General features: G+C 49.5%; 20 protein-coding genes, 1 tRNA gene and 1 pseudogene. 9 read left to right on the forward strand and 13 right to left on the reverse strand.

Annotated elements, in window-relative coordinates; translation table 11 throughout:
- The first annotated feature begins 27 nt into the window (after window positions 1-27).
- The 8 genes and pseudogenes from melA (at window position 28) to QGG23_03280 (ending at window position 9,570) form a co-directional block, all read left to right on the forward strand.
- Window positions 28-1,343: pseudogene (gene melA / locus QGG23_03245) on the forward strand (alpha-galactosidase).
- A gap of 226 nt (window positions 1,344-1,569) precedes the next feature.
- Window positions 1,570-2,667 carry a radical SAM protein gene (locus QGG23_03250; GenBank protein MDP6048445.1) on the forward strand — a complete coding sequence of 366 codons (1,098 nt, stop codon included), beginning with the start codon at window positions 1,570-1,572 and terminating at the stop codon, window positions 2,665-2,667.
- A gap of 16 nt (window positions 2,668-2,683) precedes the next feature.
- Complete coding sequence (locus QGG23_03255) at window positions 2,684-3,700, forward strand: radical SAM protein (protein MDP6048446.1); 1,017 nt, start codon at window positions 2,684-2,686, stop codon at window positions 3,698-3,700.
- A 2-nt stretch (window positions 3,701-3,702) separates the two neighbouring features.
- Window positions 3,703-5,307 carry a DUF116 domain-containing protein gene (locus QGG23_03260; protein ID MDP6048447.1) on the forward strand — a complete coding sequence of 535 codons (1,605 nt, stop codon included), beginning with the start codon at window positions 3,703-3,705 and terminating at the stop codon, window positions 5,305-5,307.
- On the forward strand, window positions 5,300-6,370 hold the full coding sequence (locus QGG23_03265; GenBank protein ID MDP6048448.1) for a geranylgeranyl reductase family protein: 1,071 nt from the start codon (window positions 5,300-5,302) through the stop codon (window positions 6,368-6,370). Before QGG23_03260 ends, QGG23_03265 begins: the two co-directional genes overlap by 8 nt.
- Window positions 6,371-7,199: 829 nt before the next feature.
- Window positions 7,200-7,715: a TlpA disulfide reductase family protein gene (locus tag QGG23_03270; GenBank protein MDP6048449.1), complete on the forward strand. Its 516-nt coding sequence runs from the start codon at window positions 7,200-7,202 to the stop codon at window positions 7,713-7,715.
- A gap of 8 nt (window positions 7,716-7,723) precedes the next feature.
- Window positions 7,724-8,380, forward strand: coding sequence for a cytochrome c biogenesis CcdA family protein (locus QGG23_03275; protein ID MDP6048450.1), 657 nt, complete (start codon window positions 7,724-7,726; stop codon window positions 8,378-8,380).
- 29 nt (window positions 8,381-8,409) lie between these two features.
- The gene (locus QGG23_03280) at window positions 8,410-9,570 is read left to right on the forward strand and encodes a DUF362 domain-containing protein (protein MDP6048451.1); all 1,161 of its coding nucleotides are present in this window, start codon (window positions 8,410-8,412) and stop codon (window positions 9,568-9,570) included.
- A 26-nt stretch (window positions 9,571-9,596) separates the two neighbouring features.
- On the opposite strand, the gene QGG23_03285 is transcribed toward QGG23_03280, so the two are convergent.
- The 13 genes from QGG23_03285 to QGG23_03345 form a co-directional block, all read right to left on the reverse strand.
- Window positions 9,597-10,838, reverse strand: coding sequence for a cation:proton antiporter (locus QGG23_03285; protein MDP6048452.1), 1,242 nt, complete (start codon window positions 10,836-10,838; stop codon window positions 9,597-9,599).
- Between the two features lie 516 nt (window positions 10,839-11,354).
- Window positions 11,355-11,618, reverse strand: a complete 264-nt coding sequence (locus QGG23_03290) for a hypothetical protein (GenBank protein MDP6048453.1) — start codon at window positions 11,616-11,618, stop codon at window positions 11,355-11,357.
- 365 nt (window positions 11,619-11,983) lie between these two features.
- Window positions 11,984-13,294 carry an SLC13 family permease gene (locus QGG23_03295; GenBank protein ID MDP6048454.1) on the reverse strand — a complete coding sequence of 437 codons (1,311 nt, stop codon included), beginning with the start codon at window positions 13,292-13,294 and terminating at the stop codon, window positions 11,984-11,986.
- Entirely contained in the window at window positions 13,291-13,734 is a 444-nt protein-coding gene (locus tag QGG23_03300) for a hypothetical protein (GenBank protein ID MDP6048455.1), read from the reverse strand. The genes QGG23_03295 and QGG23_03300 overlap by 4 nt, the downstream gene beginning before the upstream one ends.
- 126 nt (window positions 13,735-13,860) lie before the next feature.
- Complete coding sequence (locus QGG23_03305) at window positions 13,861-15,501, reverse strand: alkaline phosphatase family protein (protein MDP6048456.1); 1,641 nt, start codon at window positions 15,499-15,501, stop codon at window positions 13,861-13,863.
- Window positions 15,502-16,285: 784 nt separating this feature from the next.
- On the reverse strand, window positions 16,286-16,537 hold the full coding sequence (locus QGG23_03310) for a hypothetical protein (GenBank protein ID MDP6048457.1): 252 nt from the start codon (window positions 16,535-16,537) through the stop codon (window positions 16,286-16,288).
- 509 nt (window positions 16,538-17,046) lie between these two features.
- Window positions 17,047-17,122, reverse strand: a tRNA-Gly gene (locus QGG23_03315).
- A 797-nt stretch (window positions 17,123-17,919) separates the two neighbouring features.
- Window positions 17,920-18,114, reverse strand: coding sequence for a hypothetical protein (locus QGG23_03320; protein MDP6048458.1), 195 nt, complete (start codon window positions 18,112-18,114; stop codon window positions 17,920-17,922).
- A 639-nt stretch (window positions 18,115-18,753) separates the two neighbouring features.
- Window positions 18,754-20,013 (reverse strand): MBL fold metallo-hydrolase, encoded by a 1,260-nt coding sequence (locus QGG23_03325; protein ID MDP6048459.1) that lies wholly within the window; start codon window positions 20,011-20,013, stop codon window positions 18,754-18,756.
- Between the two features lie 213 nt (window positions 20,014-20,226).
- Window positions 20,227-21,435, reverse strand: coding sequence for an MBL fold metallo-hydrolase (locus tag QGG23_03330; GenBank protein MDP6048460.1), 1,209 nt, complete (start codon window positions 21,433-21,435; stop codon window positions 20,227-20,229).
- A gap of 135 nt (window positions 21,436-21,570) precedes the next feature.
- On the reverse strand, window positions 21,571-21,915 hold the full coding sequence (locus QGG23_03335; protein MDP6048461.1) for a nascent polypeptide-associated complex protein: 345 nt from the start codon (window positions 21,913-21,915) through the stop codon (window positions 21,571-21,573).
- A 33-nt stretch (window positions 21,916-21,948) separates the two neighbouring features.
- The gene (locus tag QGG23_03340; GenBank protein MDP6048462.1) at window positions 21,949-22,791 is read right to left on the reverse strand and encodes a bifunctional 5,10-methylenetetrahydrofolate dehydrogenase/5,10-methenyltetrahydrofolate cyclohydrolase; all 843 of its coding nucleotides are present in this window, start codon (window positions 22,789-22,791) and stop codon (window positions 21,949-21,951) included.
- A 1-nt stretch (window position 22,792) separates the two neighbouring features.
- A complete protein-coding gene (locus tag QGG23_03345; GenBank protein MDP6048463.1) occupies window positions 22,793-24,463 on the reverse strand; it encodes a formate--tetrahydrofolate ligase in 1,671 nt (556 codons plus the stop codon).
- Window positions 24,464-24,549: 86 nt separating this feature from the next.
- Between QGG23_03345 and QGG23_03350 the strand changes: the two genes are divergently transcribed.
- On the forward strand, window positions 24,550-25,380 hold the full coding sequence (locus QGG23_03350) for a F420-dependent methylenetetrahydromethanopterin dehydrogenase (protein ID MDP6048464.1): 831 nt from the start codon (window positions 24,550-24,552) through the stop codon (window positions 25,378-25,380).

A 25,380-nucleotide genomic window follows, 5' to 3' on the forward strand; every position in this document is an offset into this window, starting at 1 on the left:
GTAAACACGTTGCATAAGGAGATTGATATGGTCAAACTTGTGATGATAGGAGCTGGGAGCCACGTTTTCACCGCGAAACTTGTGGGGGACTTCCTCTCCTGGCCGGAGCTCAGGGACGGCACAATTGTCCTAGTTGATATCGACGAGGAGCGCCTTGACCTCATAAAGGCGCATACCATGAAATTAGTGGGCCAAAATGACTTTAAGACAGATGTGGAGTCCACCTCGGACAGGAGGAAGGCCCTGGAGGGCGCCGATTATATCATCCTCTCTATTAGAGTGGGTGGATTAGAGACAACCAGGCTTGACATCAGCATTCCTGCAAAATACGGCATTTACCAGGGGATCGGGGACACTGTTGGACCTGGGGGAGTCTTTTATGGTCTCCGCCACATCCCCATCATCCTCGAGATCTGCAGGGACATTGAGGAGGTCTGTCCTGATGCTCTCCTTTTCAACTACACCAATCCTATGGCGATGATCACTTGGGCTATCAAAGACTATACCCGGGTTAGGAACATTGGACTTTGTCACAGCGTCCAGAACACATCCAAGGAGCTCGCCGCCTACCTAGGGGCCCCCTTGAGGAGATCACCTATAGGGTTGCAGGGATCAACCATATGTCCTGGTTCTTGGATTTCGAGTGGAATGGCAAGGACGCCTATCCCTCCTCAGGGAGAAGTTCACGGACCCTGAGGTCTATGATAGACCTGATGCCCACTGGGCAGGCTACGATGTCACCCGGATAGAGATATTCAAGGCCTTTGGCTACTTCGTCACGGATTCTAGCCAGCATATGTCAGAGTACGTCCCATATTTCAGGAAACGCCTCGACCTCCTAAAGAGGTTTAAGCTCGACTATCGTCTCGACACTTTAAATGACTTCACTGTTAGCAGGATTAAGGCAGAGGAGATTATGAGGAGGACCCTGGAGCGGGGGGAGGTGATCCCCCTTAGGAGGACAACAGAGTACTGCACCCATATCATTCATAGCATCGAAACGGGGATCCCCCGGAGGGTGAATGCTAATGTCAGTAACACGGGGCTCATCACCAACCTCCCTGGGAACTGTATTGTGGAGGTCCCTTGCCTTGTAGACGAGACGGGAATCCAACCCATTTTCGTCGTGGATCTGCCTCCCCAGTGCGCCGCCCTAAATAGGACTAAATATAAGCGTCCAGGAGTTAGGGGCCTTAGCAGCCGTAAAGAAGGACAAGGAACTGGCGTTCCAGGCTATCCTTCTCGACCCCCTTACTAGTTCCACGCTCACCATCGACGAAACCCTTAGGATGGTTGATGAGATGTTCGAGGCCGAGGCCCTTTTTCTCCCAGGTTACGAGTGAACTCACCATTTAGGGTCAACATGAAGTTGGATTCCTCAGAATCCCAAGGGCTAATCTATCTCTGATATATCGGGGATCTACATTGGACCTGTAATAAGCACTATATAGATCCCGAAAGGTTATCTCTGGTATTATTCACGCCTAAGCTGAAAGCGCCAATCGCGCACGAGCTATAGTTTATTTATGGAGTTCCGATCTTTATGTCGAAAACAGGTTTGGAGATGGGATGGTTATACAAATGAAGACTGGGATTCGTCAGTCCCCTGATTGGGTCCGTACCAGTACTGCCGCAGTAATGACTATGGGAATAGCCCCAGGGAGGTTCCTCAACGATGCGAAGCTTCACTGCCTCAACTTGCTTCTCACATACGACGAGGGCTGCTCAGCAAGATGCGCTTATTGTGGCCTCTCTAGGAGCAGGGACTCGAAGACGCCCTGGGCCGATAACAGCTTCATCAGGGTCGAGTGGCCTACAGTCGCTGTTGATGAAGTCGTCTCCAAGATCAGGGACGGAGACTGCCCTGCTGTCGAGAGGGTTTGTGTCTCCATGGTTACCAATCCCCGAGCCTTCAATGATACCCTCACAGTCGTGGCTAGGATCAGCCCTGTGATGGAGAGGGTCTCGGCGTTGATCACTCCCACCATCATCGACAGGGACTGGCTCGTAGATCTCAAGGAGGCCGGGGCTGACATGGTGGGCATCGCCGTGGACGCCGCGACCGAGGAGATCTTCGACGAGACTAGGGGCAGAGGCGTGCGGGGGCCTCACAGGTGGGATAGATATTGGGAGTCGGTCTCGGAGTCTGTAGAGGTCTTTGGCATCATGAATGCTGGAGTCCATCTCATTGTAGGCATTGGGGAGACCGAGAGGGAGATGATCGAGACGATCCAAAGGGTCCATGATATGGGGGCCTTCACCCACCTCTTCTCATTCTTTCCCGAGGTGGGATCCTTGATGCAGAACAGCCATCAGCCCCCAATAGAACAATATAGGAGAGTTCAGCTCGCGAGATATCTTATTGATAACGGCTCCGCCGGGGCTTGTGAGATGACTTTTGACCACGACGGCAGACTCAATGACTATGGTATCAAGGAGACCGCCCTGGATAAGATCATATCCCAGGGTTACCCTTTTATGACCTCAGGGTGCCACGGGAAGACTCTCATGAATGCCTGTAATAGACCCTTCGGAAATTGCACCCCCCTTCAGGCTCTCCAGGGGCAGATGCGGAACTTTCCATACAAACCTCGAATCAACGATATCAAGATCGTGAGGGCCCAGATGGGGATACAAAGTGGTTTAGTCTCCTCAGAGAACAGCTAACGGTGGCAGAAATCTCATGATCAACGAATCCCTAAACCGATGTTTTGAACTCCCCTTCGATGAGCTCTACCCCCTGTTTGATGATGCATACCGAATTTCGAGGGTACGGTTTTCAGATCAGATTTTCTTCTACGCCCCGGGGTTTATCCACTACGACACACCCTTCTATAGGGCGGTGAACAAATGGCGATTTCCAAGCGTTTCGGTGACCGGTACCGGTTGCCAGCTCCAGTGCGAGCACTGTAAGGGGAAGCTCCTAGAGACCATGATTCCGGCTACCACCCCTGAGATGCTTAGGGAGGTTTGCACCAGGATAATGGATAAGGGGGGGAAGGGTCTTCTTGTAAGCGGGGGGGCAACAAGCGATGGCGGGGTCCCCTTACAGAAATTCGTACCGGCTATGGGATGGGCAAAAGAAGAGCTGGGTTTAGACATTGTCGTACATACCGGTTTGGTTGAGCCCGTTCTTGCCGAAGCCCTCGCAGATATTAACATAGACGCCGTGATGCTTGACATCATTGGATCCGAGAAGACCATTAGTAGAATCTACCATATGGATCTAACCGTCGAGGCTTATGACCAATCTCTCTATATCCTCGAGGAACACGACATTCCGATAGTTCCCCACGTTGTTGTAGGGCTCCACTATGGGAGGCTGGAAGGTGAGAGGAGAGCCTTGGAGATTCTCTCCGGGCACAATCTGGCCGCAGTTGTGGTCGTGGCCTTCATGCCGTTAGAGGGGACACCAATGGATGACATTACCCCGAGCTCCCCCGAAGAGATCACTAGGGTCGTTCTCGCCTCGAGGCTTGCCATGCCTGAGATCCCTATAATCCTAGGCTGCGCTAGGCCTAGAGGAGAACACAAGGCCCGTACCGATGTTCTTGCCATTAAAGCCGGGGTGAATGGTATAGCTTACCCCAGCGAAAAGGGCTACAACCACGCAAGAGAAAGGGGGCTAGGGATCCGATTCTCCGACGAATGCTGCTCCCTCCTTTTCAGGGACATAATGGCCTCCATCGGAGGGCATTGAACTTGACTAATCATGGACCTCAGGAATGGAGGCTTCTGGATACGGGGCCCCGGAACGCCGCAGAGAACATGGCCCTAGATGAGGCAATTCTTCAGGCTAGGGCCCAGGGGCTGGCGCCCAACACAATTAGGTTTCTGGAGTTTGACCCTGCAGCTGTCCTCGTGGGTTTCCACCAGTCAGTGGAGCAGGAGGTGAGAGCGGAGTTTTGCCTCGATAACGGAATTGACATCAATAGGAGGATCACCGGGGGAGGCTCTATCTACTTCGGCTCCCGGACCCTAGGCTGGGAGATCATCGCCTCCAAGTCGGATCTTGCGACGAAGATACCCTCCTTCGCCGGACAAGGGACCTTCGAGAACCTCTGCAGGGGAGTCGTGAAAGCCTTAAGCTCTCTGGGAGTAGAGGCTGTGTACCGCCCCAAGAACGATATCGAAGTCGGGGGGAGGAAGATATCCGGGACCGGGGGGACTGAGAGGGAAGGGGCCTTCCTATTCCAGGGGACATTGCTGGTGGATTTCGATGTCGATACGATGCTCAGGGTCCTGAGGATCCCTGTGATGAAGCTTAAGGACAAGGAGATCGACTCGGTAAAGGAGAGAGTAACATGCCTCCGATGGGAGCTGGGATACGCCCCGTCTGCAGAGGAAATTAAGGCAGCCCTCATAAGGGGGTTTGAGGAGACCTTCAACCTCATTCTTATCCCAGGGCTTTTAACGGGGGCCGAGAGCAGATTACTGGCTCAAAACCTCACCTTCTATGGATCTACTGATTGGATCCACTCACAACGGCGTCCCCTTAAGGGCGTCGCTGAGGTGAAATCCGTTGCAAAGACCCCTGGTGGTCTCATTAGAGTTTCTCTTTCCTTGGACCGACCAGCGGGGTTGATCAAAACCTCCCTTATTACAGGGGATTTTTTTGTGTTTCCCTCTAGGGCAGTCATGGATCTAGAGGCGAGGCTCAAGAATACCTTGAGCAGGGAGGAGGATATCCGAGAGGTGGTGCACGGCTTCTTCGATGAAACCGGGTCCAAGATTCTTGGGGTCTCCCCCGGGGATCTCGTTGCGCTAATTATGGAGGCTCTAGAAAAGACGAGGTATGAGTCTCTAGGAATTAGCCTCCCGGAGGCGAATCATCTTAACATGGTAAACGGGCTGGGCCCCCTTCCCTTCTTGGAGGGATGCGACACAGTTTTACTCCCATACTGTGCTAAGCTCCCGTCCTGCGAATACAGGTTCTCCGATGGGTGCACCGACTGTGGGTTATGCTCCTACGGGGAGGCTCACAGGCTCGTGGAAGAGGCGGGGATGAAACCTGTCACTATCCTCAACTTTGAGCACCTTATGGAGACCCTTCAGGGGCTCCGGGAGAGGGGCACCAAGAGCTACCTTGGGTGTTGCTGCGAAGGGTTCTACTGGAAGCATCAGGATGACTTTAAGGCAGCGAGCATCCAGGGTGTCCTAATAGACATTGATGACCATACCTGCTACGACCTCGGGAAAGAGCAGGAGGCCCTCGCAGGCAGCTTCGAGAGCCAGACTGATCTCAAGACTGAACTCCTGGCCAAACTCCTTATGAACGCAGCGGGAAGAAGGGGAGGTCATGCCTGACCACGATGTCATCGTTGTGGGAGGAGGTCCAGCTGGAGCTTCGGCTGCTATCACGTGCGCGAGGAAGGGGCTGGATACCCTATTGGTGGAACGGGGCGGGACATACCGACACAAGCCGTGCGGAGGCATCCTACCTGGTGTCTGCATCGATCTGATCACTGAACACCTCGGTGTTGATGTCCCTAATGAGGTCTACTCTCAGCCCAGGAATCTAGGTCTCTTCTATGTACCCCCTAGCGGCAGAGGTAATGGAGGAAAGGTCCAAGGCTACAAGCTCATCAGTGTCTACAGGGACATTCTTGACAAGACCTTACGCGATGCCGCTATGGAATTAGGTGTTGAGGTGCTTCTTTGGACCTCTCTGACTGATTTCAAGGATAAAGGCGAAGTCGAGGCTACATTGGCTGAGTCGAATGGTGCAACCAAGAAGGTTACGGCGAGGACATTAGTGGGTGCTGATGGCGTGAACTCCCAGGTGAGGTGGCAGATCTACGGGTCTGAGGAAAGGAAGCTCTATGTCTACCAGGAACACGTGGAGGCCCATGGAGATATCGGGGACAACTTCTACGCCTTCTTCAAGAGTACTGTCTCCCCCTCCTATGGATATGTGTTGCCCAGGGACGACTTTCTTATCATGGGTGTAGGTGTGCTAGCTGAGAGCCTGGGAGCCAATCCTGATCCTTTAGCTTCCCTCAAAATCTGGTTGTCTCAAGAGTTCGGGTATAAGGAAGAGAAGGTGAAGACCCAAGAGGTCTGGCCAATCCCATATGGATTTTTCCGGATAGGTCGTGGGTCAGTCCTCCTTGTAGGGGATGCTGCGGGGCTCTGCAACCCTATGTCGGGTGAGGGGATCAGGTGGTCTGTGGAAAGCGGTATTGCTGCGGGGGAGGCTATTGCCACCGCAATGCTTGATGGGAGATCACCTGATGAGATTTATGGCGAGGAGATCCGGCAGATCCAGCGAGTCTTGAGGAGGATCTATGAATTCACAAAGAGCCTATCGGATGAGAGGAGGGAGATCTTCGTGAAAAATGAGCTCAGGCGCTTGAGTCTCGTACGATAACCGCTTTATTCAGGTATTCTTGCTCATGGATCCCTAAGAGAAGCTATACATATCTCCGTTCGTGAAATTTTCACATCGTGGCAGACCTCAACGGCCTCATCTTCGATTTTACAAGATTCTACATCCTCATCATCCTCTAAGCGGGTCCTACCCATGGTTACGGTATCATAAGGAAGTTCCAAAGAAGGGTGGGAAAAAAGATCAGCCCGGTCTCGTCTAACCCTTCCGCCAGCACCTCGCGGAGAATGGTCTAGCCGACCAGAACATCGAGATGGTGGGGAAGAAGGAACGGAAGGTTCATTATCTCACCGAGGATGGGCGGGTCTTACCCAAAAGCTCTTTCAACGCTTTTTTCAACTCGTCTCCATTGCCTTAAAACCAAGCCTCAATATATACACTCATTGCGCCTGTAAGATCTATGAGGGGGGCCATCGGGAGGATATCACCGGGGAAGAGACCGTTTTCTACTGCTCTCCCTATGCTGCATCGTTTAAACGAGAACTCGTCAAATAGGCCTAGAAACTAATAATTCTAGGCCATCTACTGGTGAAAAAAAAGTTCCGGATAGCTCAAACCTTTTAACGCGCGGGCCTCGCCATCGTGGAGGTGCCCACGTTATTATCACTATCTGTTGGGTAACCTAACTGTTCTCGATTTCAGTGTATCAACTACATTCTCCACAGGGATTTCCTCCTTTGGTGGGGTCACAGGCATCACGTTCGTTGCGCTGGTCCTCGGATAAAGATCTAATAGAAATCCCAAGGCGTATTACTAAGTTTTATTCGAGACCGAGTAGAGAAGCTAGCATTTAAGGGAGTTAAGCGAGAAGTTGATCTCAGGTTCCACAAGCAGAAACCTTAGCCTCATGATCGCTACTATTATCGGAGTTTCTATCCTCAGCGGTGGCTGGTTCCTGATGCAGATCCAGAGAGAGAGGATGGACTTTTCGATCCCAGATATCAACGGGAATACCGTGACTCTCAGCGACTACAGCGGAGAGGTTGTGCTCATCGACTTCATGGCAACTTGGTGTGGTCCATGCCGGGCCTCCATGCCTAGTCTAGTCTCTCTCCATGAGGAGATAGGGGACCATTTTGTTATAATCTCGATATCCGTTGATCCGGCATACGACACTATTCAAGTCCTAGAAGATTGGTCCGAGACCTTTGGGGCAACATGGATCCACGCTAGAGACCTCTCCGACCCCCCTGTGACTCAACAGTTCAAGATCTCTAGTATCCCCACATTCGTCATCATTGACCGAGAGGGGGAGATAAGATACAAGCACGGCCCTGTCCCCCCTCTGAAACTAAAAACCGAAATATTATCTCTTATCAACGAGTAGAAAATAGGATGGCATTCCAACTCTCGGGGCTGGTCTTCGCTTTCTCCGCCGGCGTCTTCTCCCTCTTCTCTCCATGCAGTTATGCTCTTCTCCCCGGATATGTTTCCTACTACCTGGGTGCTGAGTTCGGGGTCGTGAAGGCCCTCACCGGGGGCCTCGCATGTACTTTGGGGCTCATTACTGTTTTCGCCGTTGTAGGAGGACTTGCCTCGAGCCTCGGGGAACTCGTCCCCCAGATCATACCACAGTTGGACATCGTAGCCGGAATCATCATCATTATAATGGGGCTAAGGAACCTCTTAGACCTCAAGATGCCATTCATCTACCCTGACATCATGCCATCCGTGAAGCAGGGATTTCTAGGCCTATACATCTTTGGCATAGTCTATGGGCTTGTAGGGGTGGGATGCTCCGCCCCCATCTTCGTCAGCGTTCTCTTCTACTCCATGTCCAAGGGGATCTTCTATGGGGTCCTCAGCTTCATCACCTACGCCTTGGGTATGGGGGTACCCCTAATCGTAACCACGGTCCTCCTCTCCCAGGCTAGGGATTATCTAATTCAGAGGATTAACATGGCCACGGAGAGGATCCAGCGATCCAGTGGAGCGGTCCTCATCATAGTGGGGCTCTACCTTATCTACTTCTACTATGCCACCTATCTTTGAGCGTTTGGTCAAGGATTATTAATATCTAAATGGAATCAGTGATCAGTATCTACACTTTAATTGAGGACGGAATCATGTACGACGTATTGGAATTAGAGCTCAAAGAGGCAAAGGCTGCGAGCAAGATACCCTCTGACATCTTCGTAGTCAAGAACACAGATGGCAAAGATGGTGGATTCAAGAGACTTATAGACCTAATGGGGGAGAAAGGCATTGATTTCTACGGAATGGTGCAATCTGACTCTATAGTCCTCCTCAAGGTCAATTCCCAATGGGACCAACGGGGTGGCACTAACACAGACCTCGTTAAGGCGATTATTGAAGCCATCGTTTCGCATCCTGATGGTTTCACTGGGGAGGTGGTCATCGCCGACAACGGTCAGGCCCAGTATGGCTCGACGCGCCACGGGGGGAGCTTTGATTATGAGGTGAATAACGCCGAGGACAGGGCCCAGTCAAACCGTGTCGTCGCCGAGTCCTTCCCAGGATACAGGGTCTCCACATATCTTTGGGATGAGATAACCTCGAACGAGGTGGGGGAATACTCGGAGGGAGATGATTGTGACGGCTATGTAATCCAGAGCTTCGCTGACTCAATCACGGGGATCAGGGTCTCCTACCCTAAGTTTAAGACGGCTCACGGCACTTTGACCAGCTTCAAGGAGGGGGTTTGGGACCCAGAGACCAAGACCTACGACTCCAATAGGCTGAAACTCATCAACGTTCCCGTGCTCAAGGCCCACTTTATCTATGGTGTTACTGGTTGTGTCAAGCACTACATGGGAGTAGTGAGCGACAAGCTACAAGGTGGTGGCGCCCACAGGAGCGTTCGGACCGGAGGAATGGGGATCCAGATCGCCCGGACCCGGGCCCCCGACCTCAACGTTCTTGACGCTATCTGGGTCAACTCTACCCCCGGGAAGGGGCCCCGGTGCAACGACGACGACGCAACGAGACTCAACATTATCATGGCTAGCACCGATCCGTGCGCCATGGATGCCTGGGCTACTCGGAACGTTCTGATGCAAGCCGCGAGGCTTCAGGGACACGAGGAACTTTCCAAGCTCGACCTTAGTAATGATGATCCCGAATCCCACGGAAAGTGGTTAAGACTTTCCGCTGAGAAGCTAAGGGAGGCGGGTCACAATGCGGTTCTTGATAAGGAAAAAATGAACGTCTATATCACGTGAGCCTCAGCTGAGGCGCTTTCTCTTCCTTACATGGTTCTAAGCTGCCTCTTCGCCAGCGTAGGCCCAACTGATGAGACAAAGATAATAGTCAACAAGACGATGAGATAGGCAAAGTTCTTGTAGATATCGAGGTCAAGGTGTTGCCCCATGGGATCCAGGAGCCCTGGTAGCTCACTTAAAACCAGGGCTGAGGTCCCTTGGAGATAGATCACTCTGCTTAACACCCTCTCCCCCACGGTGAAGTTGAGGAGGCTCCCCACTCCTGAGGCCACCATGTAACGTACGCAAAGCATCAGAGTAACAATCCCTAGGGCCACCAGAGAGTACTCTAGGCTCAGCTCCACTGTGAGCCCGAGGTAAACGAAGAAGAAGGCCTTGATCAGGAATGTAATTTCCATATTAAACTCTCGGATCCTTTTCTTATTGATCCTGACCTTACGGTTGGATCCTATCTTTCGGGAGATGTATCGATAATTGGTGATAGTTAGCCCAAAGGCGAGGGCTGTTATTGGGCCTCCTCCGGTGCCCGCGATCGATTCAGAGGCGATATAGATAGGGAAAAGGGCCGCTACTGTCATCATATAGTTGAAGGGCCTGCCCCAGAGGAAGTTGAGGACTTCAGCCCACAGCAGCCCTACTATAAGGCCGAAGAGGATCGAGACCGTGAATGTGAACACAATGTCCTTGAACCCATCCTCAAGGCTGAGCCCAGGGGACATTATCATTCGGATAAGAGTGACGCAGGCCACCACCTTAATAGGGTCGCTGATAGTCGATTCTAATTTCAGGACGATCCCTTCATCCTCAATGAATGGGATCAGCGTCTTGAGCTGGTCTAGGATCCCCGTTACGGAGATACCTCCGAGTCCCCCTATCATCGCCCCCAACAGTAAACCTTCTAGAAGCTTGAAATGTTGGGGGAAGAGGAAGCTCACAGAGAAACCTATGATAAAGGTGACGGCGAGGAATGTGGTCATGGAGAGGATTAGGGCTTTAACCGCTGTCCTCATCACTGATGAAATGTCGACGTTGATTCCCGTATCAAAACTAAAGATAGAGACCGTGACTAAGATTAACAGGGGAAAGATCGACATGAAAGTCCCGATCTCAAAAAAGCCCAGTACCGGACCTATGAGATAGCCAAATCCAAGGAGCCAGACGATATCGGGAATCCGGGTCTTTGCGTAGAAAAGGTTGCTGATGTAGCTTAAAAAGAGGGTCGCGGAGATAAGTATAAGGAAGCTCTGAACGAAACTCTGGGTTACCATACTGCCTCACAATTTACTCCCATTTAAGACTCTGATACACGAATCAGGATTAATTCGATATTTAGCATCTGGAAGAGTCAGTGTAAAAAGGTTACTTGACCGAGAAAGATAGTTTATCGACCCGTTTTTCCAACTATCACAAAGGAAAACTATTTTCTTTGATATCAACCTGAACGGAAAATACAAAGATGGAATTACATGGGACATGATATCTGGTCCCAAGGGGCGTCCTCTAACATCTTCCATGTACTCGTTTTCGACGCCATTTTCATCTTCCAGGCGCGTGTGTGGAAATATCAGTCAGAAAATGGCTAAAGGGCACTGAACAAGTTTCTCTTCTGTTTCCAAGGCCTATGTTGCTTGCTGGTCTTGCACCAACGGCTTAATCTTAGATGTTATCGGCTTTATCATGTATCGGTAAAAACAGAGATACGATAACCAAGTATAGATAAAAGTACTAGGCTCTACAATGTTTCGAACGGCCACGAATGAAGATGATTTAATTTCCGTTATCCTTTATTCATCGAGTAATTGGGGAATCAGGACCTCGACGATATAGTGAGTCATAGCGGGAGGCCTGATGACTGAGTTTGTGGTCTCAATAAACTTGTCAACACTTTCGCTCTCTATGATCCAAGTAAAGTTAAACTTTTGACCCATTGGTCCATAAAGGCCCTTAAAGATCATACCGTGCTTCCTGCAAGCTTCCTTGAATTGATTGTTCCATCTCCTAAGCTCCTTGCCGGAGGAGTTCCAGTCAAAAAAGACAAGAATTATCATTCAGCACGAAACAAACGCTGAGAAGTAAATACTTTTCGTTTTTGATCCATAATCTCACGAGTATCAGCCCTCTTCAGCTATGACGAGGGTCCTAGCAGTAATGAGGAGTAGGGGTATATTATGAGGAACACGTTCACGAACCTGTAAAACAATAATTGGGGCAGCGGGAACGAGTTCTCGAGTGAGAGTCAACTTTGTGGGCAATTGACTTAGGAAATTTCAAACTATAGCCTGGAACATATGCGTCGGTCCCAAGTGATATCCCCTACAGGACCCAAAGTGAAGAAAGGTCCACTCGCCTTTGAGGTCTTCTTACCTAAGATGTTCAAAGCGAGTGTTAATCACAGTTAGGTTTTTTTCATTAACTAAATGGCGAAGACGGCATACCGCAAATACAAGTAAAACGTGGATATGATGAAATATAGTATGGTGAGGGTCGATCCCAGCTTCAGGAACATTGTGAAGCTAATGGGGTATCCTTCTTGCTCCGAAATCCCAATAGTGATTACATTACTCGGGGACCCGATTGGAGTCATATTTCCTCCCAGATTTGCCCCTATCACCAGTCCCCACCAGAGCAGCTTTGAGGTCGCATTTGCCGCAAGATCCCTCACGATTGGAGACAGGGAGGAGGAGAGGGGGATATTATCCACAACCGAGGAGACGAACCCTGAGAGCCACATCAGGTTTATGGAGGCGTAAAGTGGGTCAGCTCCAATGAGGTTCGAGAGCCACACTGCGAGGGCGCCAATTACACCGATTTCATTTAGGCCATTGATCATGATAAAAAGCCCTGCGAGGAAGAAGATTGTGGACCAATCTACCTCCCTGAGCACCCCCTGGGGTTCACGGGTTTGGTTGAACATCATAAGTAAACCCCCCGTCAATGCGATGAATGCGGGGGTCAGATTAAAGACTTCGTAGGTCATGAAGCCTATAATCGTAAGTACTAGTATCGCTGCAGCAGAGGCGCTACTTTGGTTGATTCCGTCAACTTTTAGGCCGCTCACCTCTATGGCCCTGTCGATCCATTCATCAAACTCCATATCCTTGAATTCATCCATGGGTTGGGGAGTGAAATCCTTCTTGAAGAGTCGGACGAAAATGATTAGTGTTGTTATATAGAGGATGATCCCAAGGGGCATTATGTGAACTATGAAATCCATAAAACTGAGATTCCCCTCAATTCCGATGATGATGTTGGGAATAGACCCCGTCCAGAGGGTCATCCCTCCTATGTTGATTACTACCGCCTGGAAAATCATGAGGATCTGAGGCCTGATTTTTAGGCTCCGTGCCATCGTAATAGTGATGCTCGCCATGATCAGCATCGCCCCAATGTTGCTCACGAAGATTGCGAGGAAAACCGTGAAGGAGAGCAGTATCGCTGCGAAGGCGGTGGGGGTTTTAGAGTTCTTCATTATTTTGGCCGCTAGAAATTGAAATAGCCCTGACCTTTCAGCCCCTCGTACGAGGAGAAATAGCCCTAACACCACAGCCAAGATCTCCATGTCTAATAAGTCTCGTGCGATGATGTCCTCCGGTTTGATCGCACCTAAAATAACGAAGATCAACGCGCCTAGCATAGAAGCGTAGGTCCGGTGGATTGCTTCAATTGCAATTAGTATGAAAACGACAACAAATACGAGAACCGCGAGACCTTGGGAAACCGTCATTCTTCTATTTTCTCATCCGTTTCGTTTTTCCCCGGGCGCATATTAATGGTTAACCGCTTATATTCAGACATAAGCTGGTCTAGTGTGTACTTTCTGAGCTTGACAACGAGGCTCCAGCGGTTGCTAATTTCATCATCAAACGTCTCAATCCTACTGGTAAGGATCGTAAGGGTCTCGTCAAGGCTGTCCAACTGCCCTGTCAAGGTCTCGATGTCATCTTTAACCTTGATGTGCTCCTTTTTATCCTGAGCCGAGATATTCTCTATCTCCGCTTTCAGGTTTGTATTTAGCTCCCCGATCTGAGTTGCTATATCCTCCAAGTCCGCCTTCAGGCTGATGTTCTGCCGGCTAAAGGAGGTTTTTAGACTTTTTTTGACTTCATCTAATGGTTCCTCGAGTTCTTGCTTCACAATTGCCCTGATTCGTTCTTCTTCTCTCATCTGTACCCCCATCTATAGCCTCCTTATGACAATGTGTCTATCCAAAAAACATTTGTACTTAAATAAAAAAGATCCCCTCTGATAAAAGAACCAATTTTCTATGAACCTTGAGAATAATACCCTGATTCAGGAGATATATCCCAGTTTCCTAAGTCTCTCCTCTATGAGTGATTTCTCCTCTTTATCGAAGCTGTATGCATCCAAATTCTGATTCGTTATTTTCTTGCCTGCCGATCTCATGGAAAACTTTGAATCATCCGTGAAGATCTCATCTAGAACTCTTCCATCCATCATATCTTGCATAGGGATTCCAAAGGAGTGTAGCAGCGTTGGTGTAATATCAAGGATAGATGCCTTCTCTACTCTGAATCCTTGTTTCACTCCAGGACCGTGGGCAATGAAGATCCCGTCTCTAGTGTGGGTCCCCTTCCATCCCGTGAGAGGGGCACCCTTTACAAAGAGCCGTTCCTCACCAACTTTGGCATCAATCTCGCACCTTCCCCCGTCTATCATGAAAACGATTTCCGGTGCCTCGTCAAGATAGGAACCAGTATAGACGTCTCGGGAACTGTACACATCGACATTAACAAGTGCTCCGGTCCTAGGGTCCTTTAGCCCTCTGAGCTTTTTCTTTAGATCTGACACGAGCTCATCCCGCTCGTTCTCTTGGACACATCCCTCTAGCATTGTCCCTTTGGTGTTGAGATAGATCTGACCGAAATGGGGAGTGTGGACGGCGCTGAACGCCCTCGTCTTTTTCCAGTTGACTCTGCCCTCAAGCCTGGCATTTGAGAGATAGGTGTAGGTATACCTCTGGAGCCTCTCAATGCCAACCACCTTGAAGAGTGCCCCAGCTACAGGCTTTAGAAGCTCTCTCCTACCGAGGAATCTATAGAGTCTCTCTGCGATTCGCCCCAGCTTAACTATAGTCCTCTCATTGATTTTTCTCTTCGCCTTTAGGAAGCCGTTCCTGCGGAGCCACTCGTTCACGAAAAAGGTCTTTTTAAGGGGCCCGAAGCCGTGATCTGAGACCACGAAAACTGTTGTCTCCTGCCCAACTGCCTCAAGGAGTTTCCCGAGAACCTTGTCCAGTTCCTCCCAGTAAGATTCCACAGTTTCCCGTTTATTCCACAGAAGGTGGTGGATCCTGTCGGGGCTAGTGAAAACAACCATGTTGAAGTCGCATGAGATGTGCTTCATCAGATATTCCGCGGCCCTGCCCCTTTTTTTTGTGACCTTGAGGGCGTCTTTATAGAAGCTCACCTCGTCGAAGTATTGCCAACTAGGTAGATCGATCTCGTAGTCGAGACCGGATTCTAGGACCCTCTGGAGCTCTGAGGGGTAGCTGAAGGTGCTCTCACTTGAGGGCGTCATCATTCCCGTTACCATGAATCCCTCAACCTCCTCGGGAGGATATGTCCCGGGGATGTTAATCATTCCCGTTTTTATATCGTAGCTGTTAAGGACCCTCCAGATGGGGTGGTGGTTTGAGAAACAGAAGCCGTTGGGCTCCACCCCATAGCCTGCCCGTTTCAGGAGGTCAAAGAATCCAAGCCGCCCTGGATTCATCCCTGTCATCATACTCACCCAGGCGGGGATAGTCACAGGGGGTAATGTGGAGTCGAGGTTTCCCCAGGTCCCCTCTTCCATGAGCCTCGCCAGATTCGGCAGTCTCCCATCTTCCGTGAGGGGACGGATTATGTCGAATGTGCCACCATCAAGCCCTAGGACCAAAACTTTGCGGCGTGGGAACTCGGCCTTCGACATGCTAAATTTGTGTCCCCATATCAAATAATAAGTCTTCAGGTAAATAACGTCATAACATTAAATGATAGATGCGTTAAGCGATACACATTATTTTATGCACAAAATACGTTAAAATCCCCCGAGACCGGGTAGTGATCCTTGCTTTCTTCGTTTTGAACTAGGTCCTTTGAGACAAGTAGAATGGAAGCTGTGCCATAAGGACTAGCATCATCTAAGAAAGAATTACCCTTCTCCTAAAGTACGGTGTAGGAATTATATAATAGAGATGCCTTTAGCAAAGCCAAAAAGTAACTTCTAGACTTGTAAAAAAAGAGGCCTCTTGTGACAATCCCCTGAGTTAAAATAGATATGCCTGGGGACCACCATGAAAATTGGAAACCTCCTAGAGAACGGAACCCTCAGGTTAATAGCGATACTATGATTTAATGCTCTATAATATGTAGAATGGGAGAAAACAAGACGCACTTGCAAAGTAAATTCATACAAGCCCTAACTTAGGAGAAGCGGGAAAAGGACTTTGTCCTAGCTATTGGCGTAGGATAGAGGGAACGATGAGCTTAGCCTTGCCGAGACTATCCTCTCTAATTAAGGGCTGACCGTACAACGTTGATTTTAAAACCTCGAAAACCTCTCCCTAGCTGATCGTGGAAACTGTTATAAAAACCGCCTATAACTTCAAAAACGATGACAGGATACTCGCTTGTACATGGTAATATATTTCAACAGTAATTTGACCGGAACTATACTTTATTGATATTAAACAGATAATATGTGAGATAGGTTCTCACATTTTTTCAAGGTAGGTAATATTATTGACAACAGAGACTTTTACTCTTTCGTTAATATCCCTAGCCTCAATTCTTTTGTTTAATTGAGTTCTCAGATAATTAGCGTCTTTATTTTCGACCTCAACCTTTACGAGGTTATCTGTACGACTTAGAAAGTCATCAAGAATCGGATCATATTTGCTGCCCTTGCGGTACTTTCTCGAAGGCTTTTTTGATATTGCGTATAATTTATAATTTACCTCATTCAACTATAATTCACTGTGTCAAATCTGACATTCAATCCTATTTAAATATATTCATCATCTGAAGAAGACATAACATTGTGGTTTAATACTCCATCTAATTATGTTTCTAATTTATTTTTTGAAGATACCGAGATTTTATCGGGATAATCTACTAAATAAAAGTAGGTTATACTTATTCTAATACAATCCCCACTTTTAATATCGTTATAAATTAGGTTCAAATAATAGGAGGAACTCTATTTTTTCTATTATACATTCATATCTCTGACATAATCTCCTCTTTATTATAGATGAATAACTCTGATATTCCTTTTTTCCTATTCTTGGTATTTTTTTTGAGGAAAAAAAATTTGAGCTAGATATATGAGGATAAATTAATTTCAGGCATCTCGTTTAATAGCTGGAATACTGGGAGGGCGGTTTAATTTTCTCCATTCCGATGAGACTTCAAGGGCGCAGTCACTCGGTAGTTATTCAACTTGTGTTGTCTGATAAACTGTGCATTGGGGTGGTGGTGCGGCCGCCGGGATTCGAACCCGGGTCGTCTGGATGGCAACCAGATATCTTGCCAGGCTGGACTACGGCCGCTGGCATCCCTCATATGATCTTGTAGAATATTAATCTGTTACTCCCGGTTCAATTTGTGTTTTCATGAGATGTTGAGCTGGCAAAGTCAATAACCATGAATTGCGCGCTCCACTAGATCTTGGAAACAGACTCCTGCTAGTAGACCATGGGGATCACTGCTTCTCCTAATTCAAGGATTGTGGTCTCAAGGTCTTCTACTAGTCTACTACTGCTTCGAGCCTTGTCCACCGGAACTCTAATCTCATTTCACTGCAAAGGAGTTTTAAGGCCCGTAATGTTCAGGGTCTAGACCTCCTGTATCACGACAAAGCGTTGAAGCCCTCACTATCTTCTAGAAGGCACTTGTCGAGGTTTATGACTTTGATCCTCCTGGCTATTTTATCAAGGGACTAGGCAGCGAGATGCCCTGTAAAGAACTTATAGATTACTTATACAACGCTCCTTAGCTAATGTCAACAGGGCGTGTCTTGTTTTAGTCTCTCTCCGCCAATGACTATGGATAGCCACCTGACACCTAGCAGGGCAAACTAGGCCTTAATTAATCAAAGGAATAGGGTTTCTATGATGTATGAACCCATCTTTCCAACCTAGCTGGGGGAATAACCTAGCTAATCCTTGGAATTATATTCTCTATTTTTATGCAGTAGGTGGACTCCCCGTGCCTTTCCCTCCACAGTTTTTCCACCATGGTCCCATATTTGATCTTCAATCTCTAGAAGAGGGGCTAGTAAATTATTCTTTTCTTATGCGAGGTGCTGAAATGATAACTAGTTATGATAAATTTTTTAAAGACCGTTTTAGATCTCTTCGGTGGGACATTGGATCTTTCCAAGAACCGTTTTAGCCTCGGCTGAGTCCATGACTATGGTGTAAAGATACCGATTTGTGCGGAGTTTAAGCTTTGTCTGACCATCATTCTTCTTGATGATACAACTGATAGCGTCTTCAGCTAGGGCGAGGAACTCTTCGGTGTCAAAGACCTGTTTAGGCATCCCATATATCTCCAATCTTCTCATTTGGACGGGGGCAAGATAATAGGTCCTTGTAATCTTACAAGTTCCGGATACTAGTAGCATCCTCCCCGTTTCTTGGACAGAAACATCAGGCGAATAAAAACATATGGGCGCATCATGGATAATTACCCTATTGATATCTTGGCTTGTTTGAACGCTTTATTTTGTAGGAAATCATATCATACACACCTTTAAATATACCAAGTACTTTTCGTTTTTATACACAATAAATGGTAATTTAAATGGTGCTTAAGTGGAACCTGGCGGATAAGCAGTTCCATGATTGTAGTATTCTAAGATTATGGACAAAGAAACTTTTGGAGTCCTTTTTATGAAGTGCCCTTTATGTGAAACCGTGATGGAGGAGGAAATCGACCTGAAATTGTCATCTCGGAATATTCCACTGTTGTGCTATCAATGCCCAGAGTGTGGTCATGAGAACTGAGAGCGCATACTATCCCCTTCAGAGATTTTTCGTGTGACCAAAGCGTGTTTTTGACTGAGAAAAAATCTATTTGTTTTTAAGATCGCGACCTTTGATTATTAGTCTACCCCTCATTATCTGGCAGGAGTACGGATTGCATCATTCGAGGGCTGGTGGCCAAGGAAAGAGCGAGTTCAGATTGTGAACTCGTCACCCTCGTTTGGAGCAGTGGCGTTCACGTCAAGCTCGTCTCGTGCCCACTGGGCTAAGGATTCGCAGTTCTCGGGCTCCCCGTGGACTACATAAACGTCAGGTTTTCCTTTAACCCCCCGGATGAAAGCCTCTAGGGAGCTTCGCCCGCAGTGACTGCTGAAATCAAAGTGCCTAACCTTGGCCTTAACCTCGACGTCCATTTCCTTGATCGTGAAAAAGCCTGTTTCCATGAGCTTTGCCCCTCCGGTTCCGGGGACTTGAAAGCTCACGAGGAAAATTGCGTTCTCCTCCCTAAGGGCTAGTTTCTCTGTGTAGAACATTGCTGTGCCTCCTTGGAGCATCCCTGATGGGGCTACTATAACGTCGCTACGACGTATCGCATTACGCCTGTCTCTCCAGCCCGTCATTTCCTGGGTCGAGTTGATCGTCTTTGCAAAGGACTTTGGAGTCCTCATAAAGTTTGGGTTCTCCATGTAGACCCTGTTCACAGCCCTAGCCATGCCGTCGACCACTCTTTTGGCCTTGAGCTTGTGTGAATACATTATGGATAGCATCTCCTGGCTCCGCCCGACAGCAAAAGCGGGCACCAAGACTTTTCCCTTGTCGTGGATGACTGTCTTTATGGCGTCCACAAACTCTAACTCGAGCTTCTTCCGGTCCGGATGATCCTTGTTAGCGTAGGTGCTCTCGATAACTATAGCGTCGAATCTTTTCCGTGGGATTTTAGCGCCCTGACAGAGTCGGGTGGTGTCCGTGTTCATATCTCCCGTATAAAGAACTCGTTTCCCTCCCGTAGTGAGTTCCACCATGGCGCTTCCAGGGATATGCCCGGCGTCCAAGAGGTTGAACTCGATGTTTTTCATTTTCACCTTCTCCCCGTAAGCGAGATCGCGACTCTGCTTCAACATCATTTCGAACTCTATATTGTCGAAGGGAAGATAGTACCCGCTTAGCTTGATCATGTCCCTTATTAGAATCCTCATGAGCCCGGTGGTCACTGACGTGGCGAAGAGAGGCTTCTCTCCCCTAAGATAAAACTGGGGCACTCCTCCAGAGTGATCTAAGTGGGCATGACTTACAATGATCCCATCAACATCCTTCGCCCTAATATGACCGGGGAACTGAGGTTTTTCGCCTATCTTGACTCCGTAATCTAGAAGGACATTCGACCCATTTGTTTCTACGAGGATAGCGTTCCTGCCTACCTCTTGGGTCCCTCCCATGAAACGCAAATTTACCATAAATTTTCTTACCTGTAGTCCTGTTTTTGAAACGAGGCCTCCTTTTCAAGGGTTCTTATAGGGAACCTTTAGCCTACGATCCTTTCCCTGGCGCCTAACGACTCCTAGGGGGATGCTGTGAAGTTGGTCTCCCTTGACTTAACCGTTCCTATTTGGTGACGATCCTTATTTTATCCTCTGGTTTTGAAAGCCGTATTGTTTTATTCTTAATATTTAAGATAGTCTAACCCCTGTAGCGGTTGGCTCTAGGACTCCCACATCGAAGAGGTTTTTAAGGGCGGCTTCTGTCTCGCCTTTAGAGAAGCCCCTACGGGCCATTTCTCGCACCATCCAGGGCCCCGTGTATACGAATCCGGGAATCCGGACTGCCCGCATGATGTGCTCAGCGCATGCCTTATGTCTAGTCTCTTTTTGTCTCACAATTCCCCTAAGGGTCTCCCGGCTTGTCGTAAGGGCCCCGGCATCGATGCCCAGCCGCTTCTTAATGTATTCAGCGAATCCTTGGGTCATTTTTCCGCCGTGAAACGTTAGAACTCTTTTTGGGCGACAGCGTCTTATGAAGCTGAGGAGTTCCCGGAAATCGGCGTGATCACTCAGAGGAAAGGCTTTTTCCCTGTTGCGCATGATCGCGGCCCATCCCGAGGCAAGGGCAGTGTCTAGGTTTTTGATTCCCAGCTTCGCGGATTTTGGCGCAACAACGACACATTTGCCACTATTCAATAGTTCCTGGCCCTCTGGAGTGCACGCGTCAACGTAGTAAAGCTTGTGCCCGAACTGTCTGTAAACGTCGCTTACCTTCGTTGCGCTCTTAGCGGTGACTACCGGGAGGTTAGTCATTTGGTTGAAAATGCTGATGACCTCTTGGGCGTTTCCTATGGAGTCCGTTCGGAACGCCGGAATATATCCTGTGGGGATTGCCTCCATTACAGCCCATCGGATCATCTCGAGGGCGACCTTGTCCCGCTTGGGGAATTTGAACTGGGGGGCCCCGAAAGTCGTTTCGATGATGAGGAGATCGCAATTTACGGTACACGCAGGCTCCATGGTATAGCTGTTTCCCATGCTGATGTCCCCAGTGTAGAGGACTGTACCCTCCGGGGTGTAGACCTCATACTGGACGCTCCCAAGGACGTGCCCCGCATTGAGGGGTCGAACCTCAATTTCACCAATCTTTACCTTATCCCCGATGGAGATGGGCTTCCAGTTATCAAGCTTCTTCCAATTAAGAGCCTCAAGGAGCCTGTAGGTAGGCTCTGTGGCGTGTTTCACGGGCTTAGGATTCCTGAATGATGAGGCGTGGTCTCCGTGAGCGTGAGTGACGAAGATTGGAAGGTCCATAACTTTCCTGTCGGGGTCGAGGGCGATCCTGTCTTCCCCATACTCAACGAAGATTCCCTTTCTCTGTCTGATAGTTAATGCCACACGGGGGACCTCAAACTTATGAATGACTACTTGAAATCTGGATTGTCCTACTTACATCGCAGGGGATTATTAACCCATATGCCGATTATTCAAGGAACTTAGTCAATCCCTTATCCATGATAGGAGTTTCAATGGTCAACTGGTGGAAAGCACAAGTATCGCCCGGGCAAGGTCCCCCTCCGCGTTCTCAAGGGCGGCTCGTGCCCTCTCTAAGTTGACATTGGCTTGCTGAGCCACTAGGAGCACGTCCTCCTCCGGAATATCGAGTTTCTGTTTTTTCTTGGTTTCCGTTGTGGAGCCGCCACTGATCTGGTACATGTTTTGCCCCTGCATATTAATGGAGGTTACAGAGGCCCCCCGGATAATGATCTCCCGCTCGGAGCCTTTAAGGATGACAGTGTCTATGTCGCTGAGTTCGCCCATCTTCATACCCATCTGTTTCATCATGCGGCGGGCGCGCCGGGAATTAACCTTGGACAATGGCTTTCACTGAATGTGTTGTAGAGACGGAATTTAAGCGATACTTTTACCGGCGGCCTTAAGGGTGTTCGCAAGGAGCATTGTGATAAGGAGGGGCCCCAAGCCCCCGGGCACCGGGGTTATAGCCTCAGCCACCTCAACAACCGCGTCCATATCAACGTCTCCGAAGACCTTCTTTTCCTCGTAGTTGTTCCCATTGTCTAGGATGATTACTCCAGGTTTCACCATGCCTGCTGTAATCGCATGCTTCCGGTAGAGTTCTGTGCAGAGGACATCTGCCTTCATTACTAGCTCAGGCATCATCGAGTCATCCTTGTCGAAGAATGTTGCTTGGACGCCCATGTTTGAGAGATGCGCGATCAGTGGCTTTCCCAGCCAGTTTGTTGAACCAGCAACGACCCAGTGCTTTCCCTCTGGGTCGAGGCCATACCGCCTGAAAAGTTCAAATATCGCATCGACGCCGGCTGGGAGAAAAGACGCCTCACCTAGTAGGATTTTCCCTAGGGTTAACGGAGAGATCCCGTCGACGTCCTTCTCTGGGTTAATCGTCTTGACTATCGTTCCCTCGTTTAGTCCCTTGGCTACGGGAAGCTGGATCATAACCCCGTGGATCTTTGGGTCGCCGCATAACCTCTCGACGAGCTCTACAGTCTCCTTGGTTGTTGTCTCCTTGAGGTGGTGGAGATGGGTCTCAATGCCTATCCGCTCCGCTCGCTTCACCTTCATTTTGACGTAGCGGCGGCTGTACTTGTCCCCTCCCGTTAGGATCAATGCTAGGGTGGGGGTGACTTCCTTGGCCTTTAGCTCTTCTACTCTGACCTGGAGCTCTTCCATCATAGTCTCCGAGGTCTTTTTCCCGTCCAGAATAATGGCCATTTCAGCTCAGTCCTTTAATGACACCGTTCCCGTCGATGTCCATTTCCAGCGCCGCAGGCTTTGAAGGGTGAGCTGGCATCGTGTTGATATCCCCGCAGAATGCGACGATGAACCCGACGCCCGTGCTTGGCTTAAGGTTGGTGATAGGAAGGACGTACCCTTCCGGCGGAATCCCCCTGATGTTGGCCTTGTCAGTAAGACTGAGCGGTGTCTTCGCCATGCAGATGGGCATCTTATCGAAGCCCAGCTTCACGATTCTCCTCAGGGCCTTCCTTGCCTTAGGGAGGAGCCGGATGTCGGAGACCTGATACATATTGGTGGCAATGGACCTGATCTTCTCTTCTACTGGGAGGTCCAGTTCATAGAGGGGGTGAAAGTCGCTAGGATTCTCCAGCTCCTTGAGGACAAGGTTTGCTAGCTCAACTCCCCCGGGTCCACCCTTTAGAACAGTGTCCGTAAAGGCGGCAGGGACATTGTTCGACCTGCACCAGTCAAGGACCGCATCGATCTCCTTTTTGGAGTCATTAGCAAAGTGGTTCATGCAAACCACAACCCTAAGCCCGAACTTTCGGGCATTCTTAATCTCGTTCTCTAACATAGGGAGGCCTGCTTTAACAGCCTCGACGTTGGTCTCCCTGAGTTGCCTCTTCTTGACGCCGCTATGTGTTTTGAGGGCCTTTATAGTGGCGACAATGACCGCTATATGGGGCTTAAGGCCGCCTGCTCTGGCCACTATGTTACAGAACTTTTCAAGGCCCAAATTTGCTCCGAATCCTGGCTCCACTACGACATAATCGGTGAGCTTGAGGGCGGTCTTTATAGCGATGAGGCTCGGGCAGCCGTGGGCGATGTTCGCGAAAGGCCCCCCGTGGATTATAGCCGGAGTGTTCTCAAGAGTCTGGACTAGGTTGGGTTTGGTCGCCTCCTTCATGAGGATTGCCATGGCACCCTCAGCACCGAGGGCCTTCGCCTTTACGGGTTCCCCAGATTTGTTGAAAGCGACAGTGATCTCTCCTATACGCCCCTTCAGGTCCATAAGGTCGGACGCTATGGCGTGTATCGCTGCGACCTCGCTGGCCGTGGTGATCTCAAAGCTGGTCTCGTAGGGGATGCCTCCCATCCTCCCTCCTAGGCCTGCTACGATATTCCTGAGGAATCTGCTCTCAATGTCCAGGACACGCTTCCACATGATCTCATGAATGTTGATGTTGAGCTTGTTCCCCCTGTAGATAGAGTTCTCCATTAGGCTAGTGAGGAGGTCGTGGGCTGCAGTGATGGCGTGGAGATCCCCGGTGAAGTGGATATTGATGTCCTCCATTGGGAGAACTTGGGCATAACCGCCCCCTGCAGCGCCCCCCTTGATGCCGAAGACAGGGCCTAGGGAGGGCTGCCTCAGAACCACGATGCTCTTCTTCCCAAGCTGACCTAACGCTTGGGCCAAACCCACAGCCATAGTCGTCTTCCCCTCTCCGGACTTTGTTGGGGTGATGGCTGTCACGGCGATGAGTTTTCCATCTGGTTTGTCTAGCCTATCTTTAAAGACGGACGGGTTAATTTTGGCCTTATATCTGCCGTAGGGCTCTATATCGGTCTCGTTGAGCCCGAGGGTGGCAGCTATTTCGGTTATAGGTTTGAGCTTAGCACTCTGAGCGATTACGATATCAGGGGGAATTGCCATCTCAATCAAAACATGAGGTATTGAGGGGTTATTTTAATAGTTTCATAAAGCCCTTCAGTGATGTGTAAGGTGATTAGAAAATGGTCAAGATCACCATAGTCAAGACAGGATACATCGCTACAACAACCCTGATCGACGCCCTTCTTGACGAGAGGGCCTCCCGAAAGAATATCTCTGTGAGGGTCATCTCCTCAGGGTGCAAGATGAACGAAGGAGAGGCGGCAGACATCGGGAACATCGCAGCCCAGGTCCCCACGGACCTCTATGTGATAATTTCACCCAACGCGGGGCTCCCTGGCCCCTCGAGGGTGAGGGAGATCCTCAAGGTGACTGGGAAACCCATCATCATCATCTCCGATGAGCCCAGCCGCAAGATAGCCAAGCAGCTTGGGGAGGAGGAGGGGATCGGATATCTAGTCCTCTACGGAGATCCCATGATCGGCGCGAAACGGCCGTTTCTCGACCCCATCGAAATGGCCCTATTTAACGCCGATGCTATACGGGTCCTCTCAGTTACGGGGGTATTCAGGCTCATTCACAGCGAACTGGACCGGGTCATCGACGAGATCGAGCATGACAAGGAGCCCGTGCTTCCTATGATGATTGTGAACAAGACGAGGGCGCTGGAGCATAGCGGGCTCAGGAACCCCTACGCCAGGGCGAAGGCAATGGCCGCCTTTGAGGCAGCTAGAAAGGTAGCAACCCTCGACGTCGAGGGTTGCTTCAAGATCAAAGGGGCTTCTAACTACCTTCCTATAGTCGCCGCTGCTCACGAGCTAATGAGAACCGCAGCGAGGCTCTGTGATCAGGCCAGGGAGATCGAGAAAGCAAACGACTCAGTGGAGCGACTTGTCCACTTCAAAGACGGAACCCTCAAAAGGAAGACAAAGCTTCTCGGAAAGTTTGAATAA

This window comes from Candidatus Bathyarchaeota archaeon, from assembly GCA_030739585.1.
Taxonomy (GTDB): domain Archaea; phylum Thermoproteota; class Bathyarchaeia; order TCS64; family TCS64.